The sequence below is a fragment of the Chryseobacterium koreense CCUG 49689 genome, assembly GCF_001045435.1.
GTDB lineage: Bacteria > Bacteroidota > Bacteroidia > Flavobacteriales > Weeksellaceae > Kaistella > Kaistella koreensis.
Window position 1 is genome coordinate 94,504 of record NZ_LFNG01000005.1, and the last position, 21,761, is coordinate 116,264.

Below are 21,761 nucleotides of genomic sequence, written 5' to 3' on the forward strand. Positions count from 1 at the left end.
AATATTACCCATCGATTGTCTTATTCCAAAGTTAAAAACTGAATGAAGACATTACTTTCCGCCATTATCCTGCTATTTTCGACCCAGCAATTTTTCGCTCAAAAAACTGAAAATGAAATCATTAGCAGAAAAAATCTCACCATCATTAGAACGAATTCCGTCCCTAAAATCGATGGAATTTTGGATGATGAAGCGTGGCAAAACGCCCCGATCGCACAAGATTTTATAGAAAGAAATCCAAATAATGGAATTCCGGAACCCGCCGATTTTAAAACAATTGTGAAAGTTTTATACGATGACACCGGAATCTATTTCGCTGCAAAGATGTTTGATCCAAATCCCGAAAATATCAAAAAACAACTTTCTGAGCGTGATTTCACAGCCAATGCCGATATTTTTGGAATCACCATTAATGGTTACAATGACCATCAGCAGTCGGTTTTATTCATGATCCAGGCGTCCGGAGTTCAAGCTGATGCGAAAATCATGACCAATGCCAATGATGATTTCACCTGGAACGCGGTTTGGAATTCGGCGGTGAAAATAAACGAGGACGGATGGACTGTGGAAGCGAAAATTCCTTTTTCCGAACTGAGGTTTCCGAAAAAAGACGTGCAGCAATGGGGAGTCAATTTCACCCGGATCATCGCGAAAACCAACCAGAATCTCACCTGGAATCATGTGGACAATAAAAAAGCGACTTACCTGATGTATGATGGAGTTTTGGATGGAATTGAACACATCAAACCGCCGGTTCGCCTTTCATTTACTCCATACGTTTCGAGCTACCTGAATCATTTCGATGGGAAAAATACCTCGAGCTTTAATGGCGGAATGGATTTAAAATATGGAATTAATGATGCTTTTACCCTCGATATGACTTTGATTCCAGATTTCGGACAAACCAGTTTTGACCCTGCAGTTTTGAACCTGACTCCATTCGAACAACAATATTCTGAGCAACGCTCATTCTTTATGGAAGGAACCGAGCTTTTTAACAAGGGAGGCTTATTCTACTCCCGAAGAATCGGTGGATTCCCCTCAAAATATCCCGAAACGGAAGACGACGAAAAAGTAACCGAATATCCCGCAAAAGTCAAATTATTCAATGCCTTTAAAATTTCCGGAAGAACCAACAAAGGGTTGGGAATTGGTTTTTTCAACGGAATCACCGAAAAAATGGAGGCCAAAATCCTGAATGAAGCCACCGGAGAAACCCGAAACGAAGTGGTGGAACCCTGGTCGAATTATAATGTCTTGGTCTTGGATCAGAGATTTAATGGAAATTCCTCCGTCACACTGGTGAATACCAATGCAATGCGAGAAGGAAACTTCAGAGATGCCAACGCGACGGGTTTACTTTGGGACCTCAACAATAAGAAAAATACCTACAACTATTTCGGGAGTTTGAAAGGAAGTTGGGTGATGGACAATGGCACCAAATTCGGTTCCAGAGGACAGGCTGGATTTGCCAAAACCTCGGGAAAAAACCGCTTTAATCTGAATGGTGTTTATGCCACAAAAAATTGGGACATCAACGATTTAGGATTTTCCACGACCACCAACTTTGCGAATTACAACGGATGGTACGGTTACCGGATATTGCAACCGACTGAAAAATTCAACAATATTTACCTGAATTTCAACCTCAATTATTTTCACCGTCTGGAACCGTTTTTATATACCAATTTCGTTTTCAACCAAAACACCCAGTTCACCGATAAGAATTACCGAAGTTTCGGTGGAGGAATTGAGACCACTCCATTTGGCGAAAATGACATCTATGAACCCAGAGTCAACGGAAGATTTCTAAAAGTTCCCGCCTACTTCGATTCCTGGATCTGGGTGGAAAGTGACAGCCGAAAAAAGTTGCAGTTCAATGTGAGTTTAGATTACTATGCTTATGACGAAAAAGGCCGAAATAAGGTCATGCCGCAACTTTATTTAAGATATCGGTTTTCGGATAGACTCAACGCAATTTGGAGATTCAACACTACTTTAAGCAATAATGAAATTGGTTTTGCAGGAAAAGACGATGAGAACATCTACATGGGAAAAAGGCAGCGAAACACCTATGAAAACAGCCTGACTTCACAATATACTTTCAATGATAAAATGTCACTTTCACTGGCTTTCAGACATTATTTTTCCGATGTGACCTATGATGGATTTTCCACCTTGAATCAAGACGGAACTTTATCAGACACGACGCTTTTCAACAAAAATCTGAACGGGACCTACAATTCCTGGAATTTGGATTTGCGTTATTCATGGTGGTTTGCTCCCGGAAGTCAGCTGACATTAATGTATCAAAATGCAGTGATGAACTATTTGGAAGTCTCCAGAATGAGGTTCAATGACAATTTCAGCACGCTTTTCAACGAACCTATGGCAAATAATTTTTCGTTGAAGTTGACGTATTATATCGATTACAACCAGGCGAAAAAGTGGGTAAAGTAATTTTCTCGGGTGGATTCAATGCGCTTTGAAAACGAAATTATCACGAAATCAAACCTTGGCAGTTGACTTTTCTTAAAAGAAAAATTTGAAATTGCCTCGATGAAAATTCCCTGAAAATTACAAACCGCTAAACTGCTCGAGCATCCTCTTATCGTTCTCGAAAAACATGCGGATATCGCTCATTTGGTAAAGCAGCATCACGATTCTTTCGATTCCCATTCCGAACGCGTACCCGGAATATTTGTCGGCATCAATGTTCACATTTTTCAAAACCGCGGAATCCACCATTCCACAACCCATGATTTCCAGCCAGCCGGTTCCTTTGGTGATTCGGTAGTCGGTTTCAGAATTGAGTCCCCAATACACATCCACTTCCGCACTAGGTTCGGTGAAAGGGAAATAAGACGGTCTCATCCTGATTTTAGATTTCCCGAAAAGTTCGGTGGTGAAGAACTGGATCGTCTGCTTCAAATCTGCAAAACTGACATTTTCATCGATGTAGAGTCCCTCGATTTGGTGGAAAATACAGTGTGAACGCGAGGAAATCGCCTCGTTTCGGAAAACCCTTCCCGGAGAAAGAATTCTGATTGGAGGTTGATTTTCCTCCATATATCGGATTTGAACGGACGAGGTGTGCGTTCTCAACAAGATATCCGGATTGGTTTCAATGAAGAAAGTGTCCTGCATATCTCTCGCCGGATGATATTCCGGTAGGTTTAGTGCAGTGAAATTATGCCAGTCGTCCTCAATTTCAGGTCCGTCTGCAACGGCAAAACCAATGGATTTAAAGATTTCGATGATTCGGTTTTTAACCAGATTGATGGGATGTCTTGTTCCCAATTCCGAAGGAAAGCCAGGTCTGGTCAAATCTTCTTTTTCAAGGATAATGTTAGAAGAAGTTGCGTTTTTCAGCTCGTCGAGTTTTGATTCCACGGCTTGTTTCAGGGTGTTGATCTTTTGCCCGAATTCTTTTTTCTGTTCGTTTGGAACCTCTTTGAATTTCGCGAAAATATCATTCAAAATCCCTTTCTTTCCGTTGAACTTAATCCGGAACTGCTCAATTTCATCTTTGTTTACGGAACTAAAATTGGACACCTCCACCAATAATTCATCAATCTTTTCTAACATTGTCTTTTATAATTGAGTGGCAAAAATACGATTTTTCAGTGGAAAACTTTAGGGAAAATTTTGCCACGAATTCACGAATGATTTATCGTGAAATAAAAACTTAAAATATCTAATTTGCTCGGATAAAGCGAAAATTTTGTATCAATATCAAAGCAGCATATAAATAATACACTTATATCAAGTAAATGACATGAAGAAGGTAATGTAAACTGAAACTTTTCGCACCATACGGAGCGAAAGCCCTTAAACTCACAATTCCTTTCTACAAACTTTCGACTTCTACGAAGTCGGTCAACTTATCCATTATCTCTAAAACCCCGAACAATCGTTTTATGATGACCTTTTTCGAAATCGCTCCGGAGGAGCGAAAAGTTTGTAGGAAAGTTAAACGCAATTTGAAAATCACTCCGGAGGAGTGAAAAGTCATCCATGGCGTTTGGTCAAAATTTCCAAAAAAACACCACTTCCCGAACTGTACGAAAACAGGAGGCGAAACTTACCCAACCAAAAATGCCTAAAGACTTCCGGCTTTTTAGAACGCAAAATTGCCAAAAACAATCAGTTCAGCCCTGAAATCGAATCTTGGATTTCATGAATAATCACCATTCAACCCAGAAAATCCAGAAATTTTTCAATCGCTTTTTTTCGGTGGCTGATCTTGTTTTTTTCCTCCGCACTCATTTCTGCAAAAGTAATTTCGTGATCCTTCGAAATGAAAATCGGATCATAACCGAAACCTTTTTCTCCTCTCACATTCTCCGTCAGATCACCGTAAACCCTTCCTTCAAAATAATGTGGGCCAGTTTCATCCACAAGACACATCACCGTGACAAAATACGCGTTCCTATTTTCCACACCTTTCATTTCCTCCAGAACTTTGGCGATATTCTTCCCGAAATCGTGATTTCCGGCGTATCGTGCAGAAAATATTCCGGGCCTTCCGTCAAGTGCTTCTACTACTAATCCCGAATCATCTCCGAGCGAAGGCTTTCCGGTTTTCTGGAAACAAAATTCTGCTTTGATCAATGCATTTTCGTGAAAAGTTGCACCATCTTCAACAATTTCATCAAATAATCCGTAATCGGTGAGTGAGGTGACTTTGAATGCGTCTCCTAAAATCTGTTGGATTTCTTCTTTTTTGTGTTGGTTGTGGGTTGCGACTAGGATTTCTTTCATAAGTAATAAGTAATGAGCAGTAGATATTATGGATTTTTCGAATACTGGATCCGATATTTCTTCATAAACAAAAAGTAAAATGCTGAAAACAAGACGATTCCAATTCCTAAAACCACATATTCCGAAACTTGAAGTGATTCCGAGAAACTTTCTGTATTTCCATAAAAAATCAAAAGTGCGGAACAAAGATTATTAAAAGCGTGCAGCAAAATGGGCATGAGCAAAGACTTTGTCTTATAATAAACCAATCCTAAAACGCAGCCCAGGAAAACCGCACCCACAAATTGCCAAGGATTTGCGTGAACCAAACCGAAAATGATGGAGGAAAGAAGAATCGCTTTTAGCGGTGAAACTCCCCTATTGATCAATCCTCCCTGAATAATCCCACGGAAAACGATTTCCTCAAAAAGGGGTGCCATTATGACGGCAAGTAATATTAAAGTCGGACGGTCATTGGTCATCTGACTCATCAAGTCGGAAAAAAACTTGTAATACTTGCCAAAAAACGGTCCGGTTACCGGAATCTGGGCGGTGACAAATTCCGCGATAAACATCATTCCCAGCATCATCGGAAAAATCAGAAGATAGGTGGAAAAGTTCATCGTCGAAAGATTGAAATTCAGCTTCCTTCCGGTTTGCGGTCGGTAAATCAAATAATCAAAAGCGAAAATTGCTCCCAGAAATCCCGCGGCATTAGTCGCAATCATGTAAAAATCCCCGTATTGCAGATTATCTTTCAGAACAAACATGGAAAAAATATTCGCAACGGCCATGATGGAAGTTCCGGCAATCATTCCGGCAACCAGCGCTAATGCGCCTTTCCAGCCAAATGTGAATTTTTTGCGGACAGGGGTTTCGTACATTGAATTTTTCGTTTCGACAAATATAATCTAAATTACCTATAAATTATAAATCGGTAAAATTGCCGCAAAAGGGATGTTTGCGATAAGCTTTCAAATCTCGCAAAAAATAACGATTTTCGCAGGAAGAAGAATAATCTTTATGGAGATCACAGGAGAACGGCACGTTTTGACCCAGGATTTTAGTAATCTTGCCGAATATTACAACCATTTGATGCATCTCGCCACGTATCATTATGCCGAAAAATTCATTGGAGGCAAAAAAGTACTCGATTTCGGATGCGGTTCCGGATATGGTTCATCGCTGCTGTCAAAAACTGCGGAATCTGTTATTGGCGCAGATATCAGCAGAGAAGCTGTTGATTTTGCTAATGAAAAATATGCTGCGAAAAATCTCAGTTTCAAAACCATAGATGAAATTGGCGATGAAAAATTTGATGTAATTACTTCCTTCCAGGTGATAGAGCATGTTTCCAATGACCAGGAATATTTGAATACTTTAAAAAAATTATTAAAGCCGGACGGAATTCTTCTGATTTCCACACCCGATCGCGAAAACCGCCTCTATCCTTTTCAGCAACCCTGGAATGTTTTCCACTTAAAGGAATATTCAGGTAAAAGTCTTAAAAATGCGCTCGCCAAAGATTTCAAACAGGTGAAAATCCTAAAAATGACGGCCGAAAAAGAATTGGTGATGAGTGAGATTTCCAGGACTTTAAAACAAAAAAAGATTACCCTACCTTCCACTTTGCCCTTTTATCCGCATTTTTTAAGGGTCTTTCTGTTAAAACTTCAGTCCAATATTTTTGAAAAGTTAAAAAAGACCATTTCAAAATCTCCAAAACCCGCCGAAATTTCGAAAAATTCCACTCCGGATTTTATACAAAAATATTCGGTGAACCATATCAAATTTGAAGAAAACCCCGAACTTTCGACAGACTTATTGGCAATTTGTTCCCACAATTAATTCCAGCATTATTTTCAAATAACGTTAAAAATCACGACTTTTGCACCCTGAAATTATTAAGAAATGTCATTAACACAGGAAATCGCAAAACGTAAAACCTTCGGAATTATCGCTCACCCGGATGCAGGGAAAACTACCTTAACTGAAAAACTGCTTCTTTTTGGAGGTGCAATTCAGGAAGCGGGCGCGGTGAAATCCAACAAAATCAAAAAAGGGGCAACTTCCGACTTCATGGAAATAGAGCGACAGAGAGGGATTTCTGTGGCGACTTCCGTTTTGGCATTTGAATACAAAGGAAGAAAAATCAATATTTTGGATACTCCCGGTCACAAGGATTTTGCCGAAGACACTTACCGTACTTTAACCGCGGTGGATTCTGTAATCGTGGTGGTAGATGTGGCAAAAGGAGTGGAGGAACAAACCGAAAAACTTGTTCAGGTTTGCAGAATGAGGAATATTCCGATGATTGTATTCATCAACAAACTTGACCGCGAAGGAAAAGATGCTTTCGATCTGTTGGACGAGGTAGAACAGAAGTTGGGATTAACCGTAGTTCCTCTTTCGTTGCCAATCGGTATGGGAAGCGATTTCCAGGGAATTTACAATATCTGGGAGGACAACATCCAACTCTTTTTGGAAGAGAAAAAGCAGAAGGTTGGAGAATCAGTAAAGTTTGACGATATTAACGATCCAAAAATTGACGAGGCGATTGGGAAAAAGGCCGCGGAAACTTTGAGGGAAGAATTGGAACTCATTCAATCGGTTTATCCGCAATTCAATCGCGAAGATTACATGAACGGCGATCAGCAACCGGTTTTCTTTGGTTCTGCCTTAAACAATTTCGGCGTTCGGGAATTGCTCGATGCTTTTATTGAAATTGCGCCGATGCCGCAACCGAAAGAAACCGAGGAACGTATCGTGAAACCGGAAGAGAAAGACTTCACCGGATTCATTTTTAAAATCCATGCGAATATGGATCCGAAACACCGTGACAGATTGGCTTTCGTGAAAATAGTTTCCGGGACTTTCAAGAAAAATGAAAATTATCTTTTGGTGAGAGAAGGGAAAAAAATGAAATTTTCTTCACCGAATGCTTTTTTCGCAGACAAGAAAGAAATTGTGGACGAAAGTTTCCCGGGAGACATCGTGGGACTGCATGATACCGGAAATTTCAGGATTGGTGATACTCTGACGGCAGGTGAAAAAATTCAGTTCAAAGGAATTCCGAGTTTTTCACCGGAACATTTCAGATATATCAATAATGAAGATCCACTGAAGGCAAAACAGCTCGCGAAGGGAATCGACCAGCTGATGGATGAAGGTGTGGCGCAACTTTTCACGCTGGATATGAACGGAAGAAAAATCATCGGAACGGTGGGTGCGCTTCAGTTTGAGGTGATCCAGTACCGACTGGAACATGAATATGGCGCAAAATGTACTTACGAACCGCTCTCCATCCACAAAGCATGCTGGATTGAGGCTGATGAAAAATCTGATGAATTCAAAGAATTCGCCCGTTTAAAGCAAAGATTCATGGCAAAGGATAAATACGGGCAATCGGTCTTTCTCGCAGATTCCGCATTCACCATCCATATGACGCAGGAAAAATTCCCGAATGTGAAGCTGCATTTCATCAGCGAATTTAAGCACTTGAAAGAATAAATACTTTGTGACTCCCGATCACGATCGGGATGGTTAACTTTGGACTTCAAAAAATAGTAATAGTAATCTTCTACAATAAAAAAGCCGCTTCTTTCGAGCGGCTTTTGCATTTGTTTAAGAAACTAACAATTAGTTCTTAATTACTTTTCTGCTTACAGTTGCGGATCCATCACTTACGGTAACGATATAGTTTCCTTTCGCCATATTCGCAGTGTTGATAGATTCTCCGTCATTTACTCTGTTTGAGCTGATCAATCTTCCGTCAACCGAATAGATGTTTACCGTAGCTCTTGCAGGAAGCGTCAATCTCAATTCATTTCCTACCACAGTGTTCATTTTTACAGCTTTGTCGAAAGTGTTTACATCAGTAACAGCCAGAGTTCCTTGAACCAATTGCACGTCATCAAAATAAATGGAACCACCACCACCTGAAACTCCATAAGTTCTAAAGTCGAATCTTAAGAAAACCGTACCTGCAGGAGTTGTAGAAGTAGCTGTCACGAAAACCCATTGAGGATTATCTGTTGAATAAGTACTTGGTTGGAAAGTAGTACCTGTCCATGTAATGTTACCTGTTCCACTTGTATCTAATCTTGCCTGAACCCAATGCCTTGCTCTCGCCAATGGATCATTGTCTAAAATCCAAAAACCAAGTGAATACTGAGTGTTCGCTGCAGCCGGAATATCAATATAAGTTGAAATATTTCCAGTTGCTGTTGGTGCAACATGCTTTAAAGACTTTGCTCCACTATGCACAATTGCCGTTTCTGGAACAGCACCTGTAGCTGAAATAAAAGACCAACCTGTCGGTTTTTCAGGCACCCCTCCTGCAGCCGGATCCCAGCTTTCAAAGCCAGGATTTGTAACAAGATTTGTTTGTGCAGAAACCATTGCAACTGCAGCAATACTTAAAATTGTAAAGATTTTTTTCATTTGAATATTATTTAAAGTTTAATAATTTATAAGTGCAAAATTACAAAAAAATACTTCCTAAAACGGAAGTATTCAAAATTTAACAATTTATTAAAAAATCATTGTTTGTAGAAAGCCTTCTGATCAATATTTTTCTAATGAAAACTTAAAATAACCTTTAAAATGGAATCATTAAGAACAATTAACCTTGTCTCTCTAATAAAATCCTTATTTTTGCAATATTAAAATTTATAAAAATGACAAAAACACTACAAATTTTTAGCAAAATGATGTTGCCATGTGCCATCGCAGCATCTGCACTCTACAGTGCACAAACTACATTCTCGCAAGATTTCTCATCTTCTACCACAGTGTCTGATTATGTAACTACTCCTGCAGCAGGAACAAGTGATAAGTTTGACGGAATTTCCACAAGTGGATCAGGGGTCAGCTGGAGCGCTGCAGGGAACAACCTGAAAGTAACCAGAGGAACGGCAAATGCAGGATCTCTTACGAGGATGAAAGTTTTGGGAACAACACCTACTGCCATGTCAATCGTTTTTGATCTATCTGTTTCTGCGACCCTCGCACAAACCACTGCTGCTACTTTTTATGTCGGTGACGGGTTAACTACCGCAAATACAGGACCGGCAAATGCCAATTCAAACTCAAGATTAGGAGTAAGCCTTACCACGACGGACGGTAACTTTACACTTAGAAATATAGTTGGAAGTGCAAACAGCGCAGTGCTATCTGGTGTCCAGAAAATATCCTGGATGATCAATAGCGGCACTACTGATATGTCCTATACCGCTCCGGACGGAACCACCAAAACCCTTGTTGCAGGTAAATCCGATGTTTGGGCAGGAAACACAATTGTTTTTGACGGAATGGCAGCAACTACATCCACTGTTCCTTTAAACGACTTTAAATATGTATTCTCAGCAGGAACTGGTAGCATGACAATGGACAATTTTGTAATCAAGCCTCTTGTAGATCCTACATTGGCAACCAGCACCATTGCTAAAGACAATACCATTATTGCTACAAACAATGGTTCCATCGTAGTATCATCAGATGAGAAAATCTCTTCCGTGAAAGTTTACGACTTTGCTGGAAGAAATTTGGCAAATACCGACGTGAACGCCAAATCTGCAAACATTAATGTTTCTGCAAAAATGGCAATCGTGGAAGTCACTTTGGCTAGTGGAAAAAAATTGGTGAAAAAAGTAAGACTCTAAGAGATTACTTTCGCTAAAACATTGAGCTGCTTCTAATTAAATTTAGGAGCAGTTTTTTATTCCAAATAAATGGAAAGTAAATTCTAAGTCATAATTAAAATCTTTAAATTTCGTTACTTTTACAATCAGTTTTCGCAGGTTTGTATAAAAAAATAGCTTTCCTTTATTTCCTTTTTTTGGCTTTAAATCTTTTTAATGGCCAAATTTTCACTTGGAAAAATCCAAACATTCCTGAAGATTCCATAAAAAGAGACTCCATTCTCGCGGCTAAAATTGACAGGGACGTGTTTTCCAGAGACACGCTGGATTTCATCAAACTGCAAAATAAGATCATTGTGGATGAAGGCGTTTTGGTGAGGAATACCCGCTCCCAAATCCTGGGAGACCTGCAATCGAAAGGATCAATAATCCGCGGGATCACTTTCGGGAACAATCAGGGACAAAGCGTGCAAAGTTCGATGGACCTGCAGATTTCCGGAAAACTCTCCAAGGACGTTTCCATTTTGGCGAGTATTTCGGACCACAACCTGCCGATGCAAGCCGATGGCTACACGCAGACCCTGGAGGAATTCGACAAGATCTACATCCAGCTCAACATTAAGGAAAAATCAATCCTTCGAGCCGGACATCTGGATTTGCTGAACGACCAAACCTATTTCGGAAAATACCAGAGGCGAAGCATGGGTTTGGAATTTGAAACGAAATTCGGCAACCAGAACAAAACTTTTGTGGATGTTTCCGCAGGAGTGGCAAGAAGCGAATTCCACCGCATCCGCTTTCAAGGAGTTGAAGGAAATCAGGGACCTTATCGGCTGAATGGGAAAAACGGCGAGCAATTCATCACCATTATTTCCGGGTCTGAACAGGTCTTCATCGACGGGATTCTGATGAAACGCGGCGAAAACCAAGATTACGTCATCAACTACAATACCGGCGAAGTGACTTTTACCAGCTTCCGCCCTATTTTCAGGCAGAATTTAATCACGATCTCCTACAACTATACCAACCGAAACTACAACCGCTTCCTGATCACGGGTGGAATCCGGCATGAAAGGGAAAAGGCGAAATATGGCTTCAACTGGTTTATGGAAAACGACAACAAAAACGCCCCACTTTCTTTAAACTTATCCAAAGAAGACGAGCTGATTCTTGCCAATGCGGGAAACAATCCGGATTTGATGTACGCTCCTTCCGGAACGGTTTCGGAGTATGATGTGAACAAAATCCTCTATGAGCTGATCCAAAATCCTAACGGGAATTACTACCAAAACTCCACTGACCAGACACAGACTTTGTACCAGGTTTCATTCACCTATTTCGGGCAAAATTCGGGGGATTACCGTTTAAAGCAGACTACCAATAACGGAAGGGTTTTCGAATATGTGGGCGCCAATTTGGGTGATTACAGGGCGGTGAGAAAATTACCGGCACCTCAACAAACGCAGGTTTTTTCAGCAAACACTGAAATCCAACTGAATGAAGGCAAAATCGGCGCGGATGTGTCCTTGAGCAATTTTGACCCGAACCTTTTTTCATCCAGAGATTCTTACCAAAACACCGGTTATGCCGCAAGAATTTTTGGGAATAAAACCTATACCAAAAACAATTGGAAAGGAACGCCGAGTATTGAGTTCCAGCACATCAACAAGCAGTTCCATATCCTGGACCGGATCAATGATGTGGAGTTTTCAAGAGATTTCAACCTGACTTCGGAATTTAGCCAAATTACGCAAAACCGGTTGACCTTCAGTTTTTTGAACCAATGGAAAAACCGCTCACTCCTCAATTACCGAATCAATTACCTGGATGAAAAAGATGCTTATAAAGGAATTAAAAACGATTTGGATTTTGGCTGGATCAAAGGTAAGTTCAGTACGAAAGGAAACCTCTCCTACCTCGACACGAAGGCGACCTTAATGAACACCAAATTCGTTCGTGGCGGAATCAGTGCTGAATTTACGGGCCAAAAAGGAAGTTGGGGAATCGGCGGAAGCATGGAGCATAATCTGAAAAACTTCAACCAAACCAATCAGCTCGATGTCACCAGTTTTAGTTGGAAAGAAATTTTTGTGCAAAAAAAAATAGGCGATTCGGCGCGAACAAAATTGATGACCAAAATTTATTTCCGCGACAATGATTCGGTGCGGAACAACTCTTTGGAAAACATGAACCATATCTTAGGTTTGCTGGCGGAAAGCCAAATCATCAAAACCGAAAAAACCACTTTGAACGCTTTGGTTCATTACCGGAAATTCTATTACCAGCAGCAGGATTTCGCCAATAAATTCAACCAGGACTTTGTGGTGGGAAACATTTTGTATAACCAGCTGCTTTTCGAAAAAGGGATGCGTTTGCAGGCATTTTATGAACTTGGAAACGGCCAGGAAGCGCAGCGGGAATTTCAGTATGTGAAAGTAGCGGATGGAACTGGAATCTACAAATGGACCGATTACAACGGTGACGGAATCCAACAGCTGGACGAATTTGAAATCGCGGAATATGCCGATTTGGCGCAATACATAAGGGTTTACACCAATACCGTGAATTATATTCCTTCCAATAAAAACAAACTGCAATTGGCTTTGTTTGTAAATCCTGCCGTGGTTTTCAAATCTGAAAACAAGTTTTTGAAACGCTGGAATTTCAATATTTCACTGAATTCCCAAAATTCATTTTATAAGAAGGAGAAGGTTTTCGTGCTGAATCCATTCGAAAAAAATGATGACCAGATCCTGAAAAACCAAAACATTTTGGCTTCCGCAAACTTCAACCCGACCGATAAATCTGGATGGAACGGAAGCTACAGATTCATTAGCAACAATAATTTGATCAATGCCAACTTCAGTAATGAAGAAAGAAAACAGACTTCTAATTTTTTGAATATCGGTTACTGGTTCAGCAAAGATTTCAGGGTGGATTGGGAAAATGCGCTGCACCAGATTGCTAATTCGTCGCAGCTTTTCAAGACACGCGATTATCAACTAAATAATTTCGAGACCAAGCCGAAAGCCACCTATAAGTTGACAGAAACCCTGCAAGCCGAATTATCTTCCGCCTTAAAACAAAAGAAAAGAACGGAGGGCGAAGAATCGCTGAACACTTTCGATCTGACCGGAAGTTTGCAGTGGGAACGAAAGAAAACCTCGATTAGAGGAAACTTTTCCTTTATCAACAATCATTTTACCGGCAACAGTTTTTCAATCGTGGGAAATCAAATGCTGGACGGACTGAAACCCGGAAAAAATCAGGTTTGGTCTGTTTTTCTTCAACAAAGCATCAATTCCTTCATCCAACTGAATGTGAATTATGAGGGCAGAAATTCTGGGGAAAGAACGATCCATATTGGTTCGATGCAGGTGAAGGCGAGTTTTTAAGAACACGAAATGAGCAGGACCAAGCAGGAATAGAAAATGCACTGCCGAACAGCAATTGCATGGTTTTGACCCCAATTATGCATTAGAAAAAATCAGTATCGAGGACTGCAATTTAAGTTGTCCTTCTCCAATAAGAAGACACTCCCCACACTAAGAAACATTTGCGACGGGACTTGTTTCGAAAAATCCAACGAACGATAAAACTAAAAATGGGGCTCACCAAAAAACGCTGAAAATGCTTCGCCAGACTTTAGGTCGCCCAATTGACTTGGCCCGGAAAATCTCTATCGCTTAATCCGGGTTAAAAACTTCCTGCTTCCTGTTTCTCGCCGATGAGGCAAGATATGCTGTTTTGGGTAGTTTCCTTTTAATCAGGCATCGATTTTTTCGGTTTGTTATCCGGTTCAGAAGGTCTTTGCCCTTTTTCGCTAATCTTCACCGGTTATGCAGTTCATCCGGTTTTAGTCTTAAGAAAACTGCTCGATTCAGACCATTTCGCATACTATATCCATACTATATCCATACTATATCCATGCTATATCCTACAGTGGACTATCCTTATTTAATGCTTTATATCAAAATTGCTCTTGCGTGATTTGGGTTTAAAAATAGCCGCAATTTCTGTATATATGAAGAGCAAAAAAAAAGTCCGGCAAAAGCCGGACTTCAATTGTTAAAGATGATCTGTTATTTCTTGATCACTTTTACCTGGTGCACATTTTCTCCTGCTTTCACAGAGATAATGTACATTCCTGTAGGCATCTTGCTCATATCAATTTGACCCGAGTTCGCATTTACCGTTTTAGCTACCATTTTCTGGCCTGAAACGCTGTAAACTTCCACAGAATCAATTCTAGATGAATTGTTGATGTTCACGAAATCAACTACTGGATTTGGATAAACATTGATAGCAACTTTGGCGTTATCACTAACTGCGAGAGTTGAGGTAAATTCATCAGCACCCATATCTGGAGTGGTAGCGTTTCTAACATCTCCGTCAATATCGATGGTCACTTCAGCAAGCGGAGTTCCTTTGTTGTCTAAAGCTTCGTTCCCCGTTGTTGTCAGGTGCAAATCTGTGGGCGAAACAAATACCGGCAATATATTTAATGAATTAGCATCCTTACCAGTTGCTGTTTGCCACGCTGCCAAAGTAGCTCTTGCGGAACCTAAGTAGCCAAGATTGGCACCGGTTGAGTAGTAATCATTGTAATCAATATTGCTAAAAACCGTAGCAGGAGCCGAAGAGTAAATTGCATATCTGTTTGCTGTCGTTGTTTGCGAATTTACAAAGATATTATTTCTAAGGTCTATCGCGCCCGCAGCAGTAATGGAGCTTGTTACATTTATCGCCGCCGTCATACCTGTTGCAACAGTCTGGTTGGTGTTCATGTTGATAGAGTTGTTATAAATTTTATAACCTGTACTGGCTCCATTAAATGTAATCCCTACCCCGTTATCCAAATATGAAGTACCATTAAAACCATAGTTTGCTACATCTGCAATCATATTATTAATAATATTTACCCCTCCGTTGGCAGCAGTAGAATATCCGTTAAGATAAATTCCTATCGCAGCATAACCGCCTGAGTTTGTATTCTTAATGTTGGTTATTTTATTTCTGGTAAGAGATATACCGCTTGTAGGTGTTGCTACCGCTCCAAATATTTGGATACCTGCCGTTACAGTAGTTCCAGCACATGAAATATTAGAAATGGAATTATTATCAATTATATTATTGGTATTGAGTACAACACCGTTATTAGTACTGGATATAAATATTCCTACCGCAGCAGAACCAGCACTAGATCCGGACGTAATGTTAGAGATTGTATTTCCACTAACAGTACTGTTCACAGTGCCTGTTGCCAACCATATACCTCTTCTGGCATACGCACCAGTTGAAGTAATATTACTAATAGTATTGTTTTGTATCACTGCACCATCAGTACCTTGTACATAAATTCCTGCAAGAGTTACAGCATCTGCACCAGAAGCAGTCATATTATTTTCTTTTATGGTAATTCCTCCGTTTCCTGCACCTACAGCTGACGCTGTGTAGATACCCATGTAAGCTTTCTTAATTTCATTGTTCTGAATAGTAATGTTATTAAAGTATCCAGCTGTAGTAGCAAGAGCATCATCGTGAATCACAACTGCAGTTGAAGTATTCAGACCATTGGTAATGATTGTGTTCTTAAGCGTATTGTTGGTCATTGGTGTTGTACCCACGCTACCGAATCTTACCACCTGTGGTCCCGTTGTACTTAAGTTGGTAATAGACAAACTTCTGTCTGTACCTCCTGAAAGCGAGCCGTCAATCGTTATATTACTTGCACCAACTGTTCTGATTAATGCATTAGAAGCCATAGTTCCAGAAATAGCGCGAGCTGCTCCGCTTGGCTTGATGGTTAGCGAATATCCGCCTGTAATTGCATTGATCGGATTTATACCGGTTTCACCAGTCAGGTCTTCAATGATGTTAAAGGTTACATTTCCTAATGCACCAGTGGTATTCAAATATTCAAATGCACCCCCTGAATTGGTCAGTGAAGCAAAATCCCCTGTTGAACCCACGGTGTATGTTCCATTCAAAGAAGCCTTAAATTCATGTGCACCCATATCTGGTTTTGTGGTGCTTCTCATAGTTCCATCGATATCCTTAGTCACTTCTACAAGAACAGTTCCTTTGTTGTCTAGAGATGCATTTGCAGAAGTCATGTGCAAGTCGGTAGTTGAAACAAAAACCGGAGCAATATTTAATGAATTAGCATCTTTACCAGTAGCAGCCTGCCAAGCGGCCAGGTCTGTGCGGGCAGAACCCAGAAACCCTAAGCTGGTACCTGTGGTGAAATAATCATTATAGTTAATGTTTGAAAAAACGGCATTTGTCGCTCCACAATAAATGGCGTATCGCGCACCAGTTTGTGTTTGGTTGTTGACCAGGATGTTATTTCTAATGTCTAAAGTGCCTGCCGTTACTGAAGAAAGGATATTCAAAGCAGAGGGCCTTCCTCCAACGTTTTGGTTGGCAGTCAGTGCAACCGAATTATGATATATTTTCACTCCTGTAGCTACCCCGCCAATAACGATACCATTTCCATTATCAGTTTCTGTACCTCCTGAAGCGTATCCATAACTGTGAACATTGGTCACAAAGTTGTTAGCCAACAAAATATCGGCCGATCCTGTTCCTGCATTGAGCCAAATCCCGTTTGAACCCCAACCAACGGTGCTCGTATTACTCACTTCATTGATCTTATTCGCAGTTACCGTAATGTTGTTCACTGCTGCACCTATCAGCATACCACTGGATGTTCCAGAAGAGCTAATGGTGACCCCATCAATTTTATTTCCGGTGATCAGCACATTTTTCGCATTCTGAACAGCAAGTCCTCTGAACGCGAATCCTTCAGCAAGCGTGGTAGAACCAATAGTATTATTCTTAATCACCGCACCATCATCCTGGTTTGTTGCAAACCCAACCGCAAAAATTGCGTTTTGACCACGGTTGAAAATATTGTTTTCAATAGTGAGGAAGTTATTGGGAATTGTTCCTGGCGAACCTAAAGTTGGTCCTGAAACCAAAATATGCCCCACCGTTGTGGAAGGAGTATTTCCTAAAAATTTAAGGTTTTTGAAAGTAACATAATCTGCACCTGCGCTTGAGGTACTGGAAACCCACACAATCGAAGTAGTTCCTGTTGCGGCTGTGCTGTTTAGTGTAAGGTTCTGTGAAGTGGAACCATTGTTACTTCCATCAAAAGTCACATAATCTGCGGCATTGATTTGGAACAAAATAGCAGCATTTCCGGAAATCATGGCATCCACTCCTGCTGCAGGTTTGATCGTTAAAGTATTGGTCGCACTTGATCCAGCATTTTCCTCAATCTTGATGGGGAATGTTTCTGAAGGGTATGTGGCATCTGTAAGGTTAAATGTCACCGGACCTGTAATCGCCGCAGAGTTGAAATCGGCTACTGCTGCAGATAGTGTGGCATAATCTCCCCCGATTCCAACAGTATAGGTTCCACTCAAAGCAACCGCTTTCTTGGAAATGGCTGCCGGAAACGTGCTTCCGTAAATTTTTGATGCCGCAGCATTGATCTGCACATCATAGCTGATCTTCGCCGGAGCGTTTGGATCAGTATTTCCTCTCACGTTTTGGGCATAGGAAAAGCTCATTGCCGCACCAAGTAGTAAAAGAGAAACCCCTTTCGTTACCTGTCTTCTGAAATTTGATTTTTTCATCACTCTTTCAGGATCACTGTAAAATTGATTCATAAGTTTAACTGTTTTTATGATATTTTGGAACAAACATAATATTTTGTTATCAAGTACGCAAGAAAAATTTTTAGCTGTGACGAAAAATCAATAAAAAACAAAAAATCATTGATGAACACACAATCCGTCACCTAAAAATTATTGCTATACCATAAGAACATGATAGTTAAAGTCCAGAAATCACTAAAATAAAACAGTCAAAATTTACTTTTATCAAGGTTCAGTTTTCATAAATCAAATATTTTTTTCGAATTTTTTGGAACTTCTCTAAGTCGTCCTTCCAGGATTCCTTAATTTCTTCCGACGTTTTTCCGGAAGCAATCTGCCTCCTTAATTCATCGGTTCCGGCCAGTTTATCAAAAAAGAGATTTTTCAGAAAAAAATCCTGTTGAGGATTCTTGTAGTTTTTATAGGCATTTAAAAGCCATTCTAAATTGAGTTCGCGCAAATCATGGGTATCTTTTGAAAGGTTTTCGCCAAAACATAGTTTTCCGTTCAAGAATGGATCTTTTGCTCCCGGAGTTGGCTTTGGCGTAAAGTGATACGGAAGTCCTCTGGTCCATGGGGATCCGTAAATCTGGAAAGGCAAATCCGTTCCCCGACCCACAGAAACCTGGGTTCCCTCGAAAAAGCACAAACTTGGATACAGGTTAATCGCATTGTCATTCGGCAGGTTTGGCGACGGCTTTTCTGAAATTTCGTAGCGCTGCTTTTTATGATAGCCAAGCATTGGAATCAGGGTGTATCTTGCCTGGATTCCGTTTTTCAACCATTTTTCGCCATTCACCATTTTCCCGTATTCGCCAATGGTTAACCCATAAACCACCGGAACATTGTGCATTCCCACAAAACTTTTCCACGGATCTTTTAAAACGGGTCCGTCCAAATAGCCGTCATGCGGATTGGGCCGATCCAGCACAATAATTTCCACATTATTTTCTGCACCTGCTTCCATCACATAAGTCAAAGTAGAAATATAGGTATAGAACCGAACTCCAACATCCTGAATATCAAATAGAACCAGATCGATTCCCTTCAATTGTTCCGGAGTGGGCTTTTTGTTGCTTCCATATAGCGAAACAATCGGAATTCCGGTTTTGGAATCCACCCCGTTTTTAACATGCTCACCGGCATCGGCATCTCCACGGAAACCATGTTCAGGTGCGAAAATGGTCTTGATCTTAACTTTATTTTTAACCAAGAAATCCACCAAAAAGGTCTTATCCTTCAGTAATCCCGTTTGATTGGTCACCACGGCAATGGTCTTGTTTTGAATGAGCGGCAGATACAATTCCGGCCGGTCCGCACCTGTTTTAAAGCAGTTTTCCTGATTTTTCTGCGCAAAGTGCAGCTGGCAAAAACCAAAATAAATGAGTGCAATCAGAAATAAATTTTTAATTTTGAGGCTTAAATTCATCCGCTTGAAGTTTCCGTTATATTTTTCCAAAAAAATTGCTTTTTCCAAAGATAACAAAAATAATCTCTCACGGATTATTGTCTTTATCGGTCGGCTTTCGGTAGCTTTGGGAGTGATTGTTTCGCTGATCACGGTTTCCACGGGGCTCGGATCCAAAACCGCAATTAAGGAGAGGATGGCGGATTTCTCCGGCCACCTTTCCATAAAGTCAAAACAGTCCAATAATTCCTACAACTCTTCGCCACTGAGCAAAGAGGGATTTCAACTTCAAAAAATCAAGGAATTACCGGATGTAGCAAGTACCCAGCAATATGTTACGGCAAGCGGAATCCTCAGAAATGAGCATAATTTTGCCGGAATTATCTTTAAAGGAATCGGTCCCGATTTTGACCACGAGCGTTTTAAAAAATTCCTCATCGCAGGCAATACCCCGCACGTAAAGGAAGGTTTCTTCAACAATGGCATCACGATTTCCCAAAAATTGGCCTCTGATCTTCATCTCAAAATCAAAGACAGCATCGTGGCCATTTTTTCTAAGCAAGACGATAAGCCGCTTTACCGCAAATTTGAAGTGGTGGGAATTTACAAGACCGACATCAAAATGATCGACGAACTCTACGTCATTGGCGGAATCAACCATGCACGGAAAATTCAGGGATTGAAAAACGATGAAATCGGAGGCGTCGATGTTTTCTTGAAAAACATCAACGACATCGATGAAGATGCCCCGAAAATAGACCAATTGGTGGGGTACAAAAATTACACGGTGAAGGCTACCGACCAATATCCGCAAATCATGGACTTTATTGCGATTTTTGACACCAATATCGCATTGATCATCATCATCATGCTTGTGGTAGTGATTATCAATATTGTGATGGTTTTGCTGATTTTGATCATTGAAAGGACCAACTCCATCGGAATGTTGAAAACCCTCGGCGCAAGCAATGGGCAAATCCGCGCGATTTTCATCAATTATACTTTGCTGATCATGATTCCGGGACTGGTTTTCGGGAATTTGATCGGGTATAGTTTCCTGCTGCTTCAAAAATATTTCGGAATCATTAAGCTCAATCCCGAAAACTATTACGTGGAAGTTGTACCGGTTGATTTAAATCCTATCTACATTATGGCGATTTCCTTAGGAATATTGCTGGTTTCAGCTGTTGCACTCATCCTTCCGAGTTATTTGATCAGCAAAATTTCGCCGGTGAAAGCCATAAAATACAATTAAACTTAAAAAACTACCTTTGCAAGCCTGAAATAAGTAAAATAATTTCAGAAAAACTTTATATGAAATACGCAGAAAACATATTAGAAACCATTGGAAATACGCCACTTGTGAAACTGAACAAAGTTTTGGGAGAAGATTTCCCGGCATTGGTTTTGGCTAAAGTGGAAACCTTCAACCCGGGTAATTCGGTGAAAGATAGAATGGCGCTGAAAATGATCGAAGACGCCGAAAAAGACGGCAGATTAAAACCAGGCGGAACCATCATTGAAGGGACTTCCGGAAATACCGGAATGGGTCTCGCTTTGGCAGCCATTGTGAAAGGTTACCACTGTATCTTCGTGACGAACTCCAAACAATCGAAAGAAAAATGCGACATTTTGAGAGCGGTAGGTGCAGAAGTAATCGTTTGTCCAACAGATGTTACGCCGGAAGATCCGCGTTCTTATTACAGTGTTTCGAAGCGATTGGGAGAAGAAACCGAAAACGGATGGTATGTGAATCAATATGATAATCTGTCTAACCGGCAAGCACATTATGAGTCCACTGCTCCAGAAATTTGGGAGCAAACCGAAGGAAAACTCACCCATTTCGTGGCCGGAGCCGGAACAGGCGGCACAATTTGCGGCGTGGGGAAATTCCTGAAAGAAAAGAATGAAAAAATACAAGTCATCGGAGTGGATACTTTTGGGTCGATCTTGAAAGAATACCACGATACGGGAGAAATTCATCCGGAACACGCCTATTCTTATGTCACAGAAGGAATCGGTGAAGACATTATTCCTGAAAATTACGATATGGCATTGATCGATCATTTTGAAAAAGTGACCGACAAAGACGGCGCCATCTATGCCAGAAAATTAGCGAAAGAAGAAGGTATTTTTTGCGGATATTCCGCAGGAAGCGCCATTTCGGCCCTGGTTCAGATGAAAGACCAGTTTACCAAAGATGATGTAATCGTGGTTTTACTTCACGACCACGGTTCCAGATATGTGGGAAAAATCTACAACGATGAATGGATGAAGGAAATGGGTTGGTTGTAATCAGCC

The 21,761-nt window shown here is 40.7% G+C and carries 13 protein-coding genes; 7 read left to right on the plus strand and 6 right to left on the minus strand.

Annotated features, from left to right (window positions below; all coding sequences use genetic code 11):
- Positions 1-42 precede the first annotated feature (42 nt).
- On the plus strand, positions 43-2,460 hold the full coding sequence (locus ACM44_RS04635) for a DUF5916 domain-containing protein (RefSeq protein ID WP_048498893.1): 2,418 nt from the start codon (positions 43-45) through the stop codon (positions 2,458-2,460).
- A 117-nt stretch (positions 2,461-2,577) separates the two neighbouring features.
- Here ACM44_RS04635 and pheS read toward each other — a convergent pair whose 3' ends face one another.
- The 3 genes from pheS to ACM44_RS04655 all read right to left on the minus strand — a co-directional run bounded on the left by pheS (position 2,578) and on the right by ACM44_RS04655 (position 5,627).
- Positions 2,578-3,588 carry a phenylalanine--tRNA ligase subunit alpha gene (gene pheS / locus ACM44_RS04640; RefSeq protein ID WP_048498894.1) on the minus strand — a complete coding sequence of 337 codons (1,011 nt, stop codon included), beginning with the start codon at positions 3,586-3,588 and terminating at the stop codon, positions 2,578-2,580.
- A gap of 606 nt (positions 3,589-4,194) precedes the next feature.
- Positions 4,195-4,764, minus strand: a complete 570-nt coding sequence (gene rdgB, locus ACM44_RS04650) for an RdgB/HAM1 family non-canonical purine NTP pyrophosphatase (RefSeq protein ID WP_048498896.1) — start codon at positions 4,762-4,764, stop codon at positions 4,195-4,197.
- Positions 4,765-4,790: 26 nt separating this feature from the next.
- Positions 4,791-5,627 (minus strand): CPBP family intramembrane glutamic endopeptidase, encoded by an 837-nt coding sequence (locus ACM44_RS04655; RefSeq protein ID WP_048498897.1) that lies wholly within the window; start codon positions 5,625-5,627, stop codon positions 4,791-4,793.
- 139 nt (positions 5,628-5,766) lie between these two features.
- On the opposite strand from ACM44_RS04655, the gene ACM44_RS04660 reads away from it, so the two are divergent.
- Both ACM44_RS04660 and ACM44_RS04665 read left to right on the plus strand, forming a co-directional pair.
- Entirely contained in the window at positions 5,767-6,591 is an 825-nt protein-coding gene (locus tag ACM44_RS04660; protein WP_206540185.1) for a class I SAM-dependent methyltransferase, read from the plus strand.
- 63 nt (positions 6,592-6,654) lie between these two features.
- On the plus strand, positions 6,655-8,253 hold the full coding sequence (locus ACM44_RS04665) for a peptide chain release factor 3 (RefSeq protein WP_048498899.1): 1,599 nt from the start codon (positions 6,655-6,657) through the stop codon (positions 8,251-8,253).
- Between the two features lie 129 nt (positions 8,254-8,382).
- Here ACM44_RS04665 and ACM44_RS04670 read toward each other — a convergent pair whose 3' ends face one another.
- Complete coding sequence (locus tag ACM44_RS04670) at positions 8,383-9,186, minus strand: T9SS type A sorting domain-containing protein (protein WP_048498900.1); 804 nt, start codon at positions 9,184-9,186, stop codon at positions 8,383-8,385.
- 236 nt (positions 9,187-9,422) lie between these two features.
- Between ACM44_RS04670 and ACM44_RS04675 the strand changes: the two genes are divergently transcribed.
- Together ACM44_RS04675 and ACM44_RS04680 are read left to right on the plus strand one after the other, a co-directional pair.
- Positions 9,423-10,406 (plus strand): hypothetical protein, encoded by a 984-nt coding sequence (locus ACM44_RS04675; RefSeq protein WP_048498901.1) that lies wholly within the window; start codon positions 9,423-9,425, stop codon positions 10,404-10,406.
- Between the two features lie 140 nt (positions 10,407-10,546).
- Positions 10,547-13,780 carry a hypothetical protein gene (locus ACM44_RS04680; protein WP_241477137.1) on the plus strand — a complete coding sequence of 1,078 codons (3,234 nt, stop codon included), beginning with the start codon at positions 10,547-10,549 and terminating at the stop codon, positions 13,778-13,780.
- Positions 13,781-14,467: 687 nt separating this feature from the next.
- Here the strand turns inward: ACM44_RS04680 and ACM44_RS04685 are convergent.
- Both ACM44_RS04685 and ACM44_RS04690 read right to left on the minus strand, forming a co-directional pair.
- The gene (locus tag ACM44_RS04685; RefSeq protein ID WP_048498902.1) at positions 14,468-18,064 is read right to left on the minus strand and encodes a T9SS type A sorting domain-containing protein; all 3,597 of its coding nucleotides are present in this window, start codon (positions 18,062-18,064) and stop codon (positions 14,468-14,470) included.
- Between the two features lie 220 nt (positions 18,065-18,284).
- Positions 18,285-19,481: an exo-beta-N-acetylmuramidase NamZ family protein gene (locus tag ACM44_RS04690; protein WP_048498925.1), complete on the minus strand. Its 1,197-nt coding sequence runs from the start codon at positions 19,479-19,481 to the stop codon at positions 18,285-18,287.
- A gap of 4 nt (positions 19,482-19,485) precedes the next feature.
- On the opposite strand from ACM44_RS04690, the gene ACM44_RS04695 reads away from it, so the two are divergent.
- Both ACM44_RS04695 and ACM44_RS04700 read left to right on the plus strand, forming a co-directional pair.
- Positions 19,486-20,715, plus strand: a complete 1,230-nt coding sequence (locus tag ACM44_RS04695; RefSeq protein ID WP_048498903.1) for an ABC transporter permease — start codon at positions 19,486-19,488, stop codon at positions 20,713-20,715.
- Positions 20,716-20,774: 59 nt separating this feature from the next.
- Positions 20,775-21,755 (plus strand): PLP-dependent cysteine synthase family protein, encoded by a 981-nt coding sequence (locus ACM44_RS04700; protein WP_048498904.1) that lies wholly within the window; start codon positions 20,775-20,777, stop codon positions 21,753-21,755.
- Positions 21,756-21,761 lie beyond the last annotated feature (6 nt).

What these genes read in the sequence shown, in the direction of transcription:
- ACM44_RS04685 (WP_048498902.1), bottom strand. Translation starts at nt 18,064, where the DNA reads ATGAATCAATTTTACAGTGATCCTGAAAGAGTGATGAAAAAATCAAAT.
- ACM44_RS04670 (WP_048498900.1), bottom strand. Translation starts at nt 9,186, where the DNA reads ATGAAAAAAATCTTTACAATTTTAAGTATTGCTGCAGTTGCAATGGTT.
- ACM44_RS04690 (WP_048498925.1), bottom strand. Translation starts at nt 19,481, where the DNA reads ATGAATTTAAGCCTCAAAATTAAAAATTTATTTCTGATTGCACTCATT.
- ACM44_RS04665 (WP_048498899.1), top strand. Translation starts at nt 6,655, where the DNA reads ATGTCATTAACACAGGAAATCGCAAAACGTAAAACCTTCGGAATTATC.
- ACM44_RS04700 (WP_048498904.1), top strand. Translation starts at nt 20,775, where the DNA reads ATGAAATACGCAGAAAACATATTAGAAACCATTGGAAATACGCCACTT.
- pheS (WP_048498894.1), bottom strand. Translation starts at nt 3,588, where the DNA reads ATGTTAGAAAAGATTGATGAATTATTGGTGGAGGTGTCCAATTTTAGT.
- ACM44_RS04660 (WP_206540185.1), top strand. Translation starts at nt 5,767, where the DNA reads ATGGAGATCACAGGAGAACGGCACGTTTTGACCCAGGATTTTAGTAAT.
- ACM44_RS04635 (WP_048498893.1), top strand. Translation starts at nt 43, where the DNA reads ATGAAGACATTACTTTCCGCCATTATCCTGCTATTTTCGACCCAGCAA.
- ACM44_RS04655 (WP_048498897.1), bottom strand. Translation starts at nt 5,627, where the DNA reads ATGTACGAAACCCCTGTCCGCAAAAAATTCACATTTGGCTGGAAAGGC.
- rdgB (WP_048498896.1), bottom strand. Translation starts at nt 4,764, where the DNA reads ATGAAAGAAATCCTAGTCGCAACCCACAACCAACACAAAAAAGAAGAA.
- ACM44_RS04675 (WP_048498901.1), top strand. Translation starts at nt 9,423, where the DNA reads ATGACAAAAACACTACAAATTTTTAGCAAAATGATGTTGCCATGTGCC.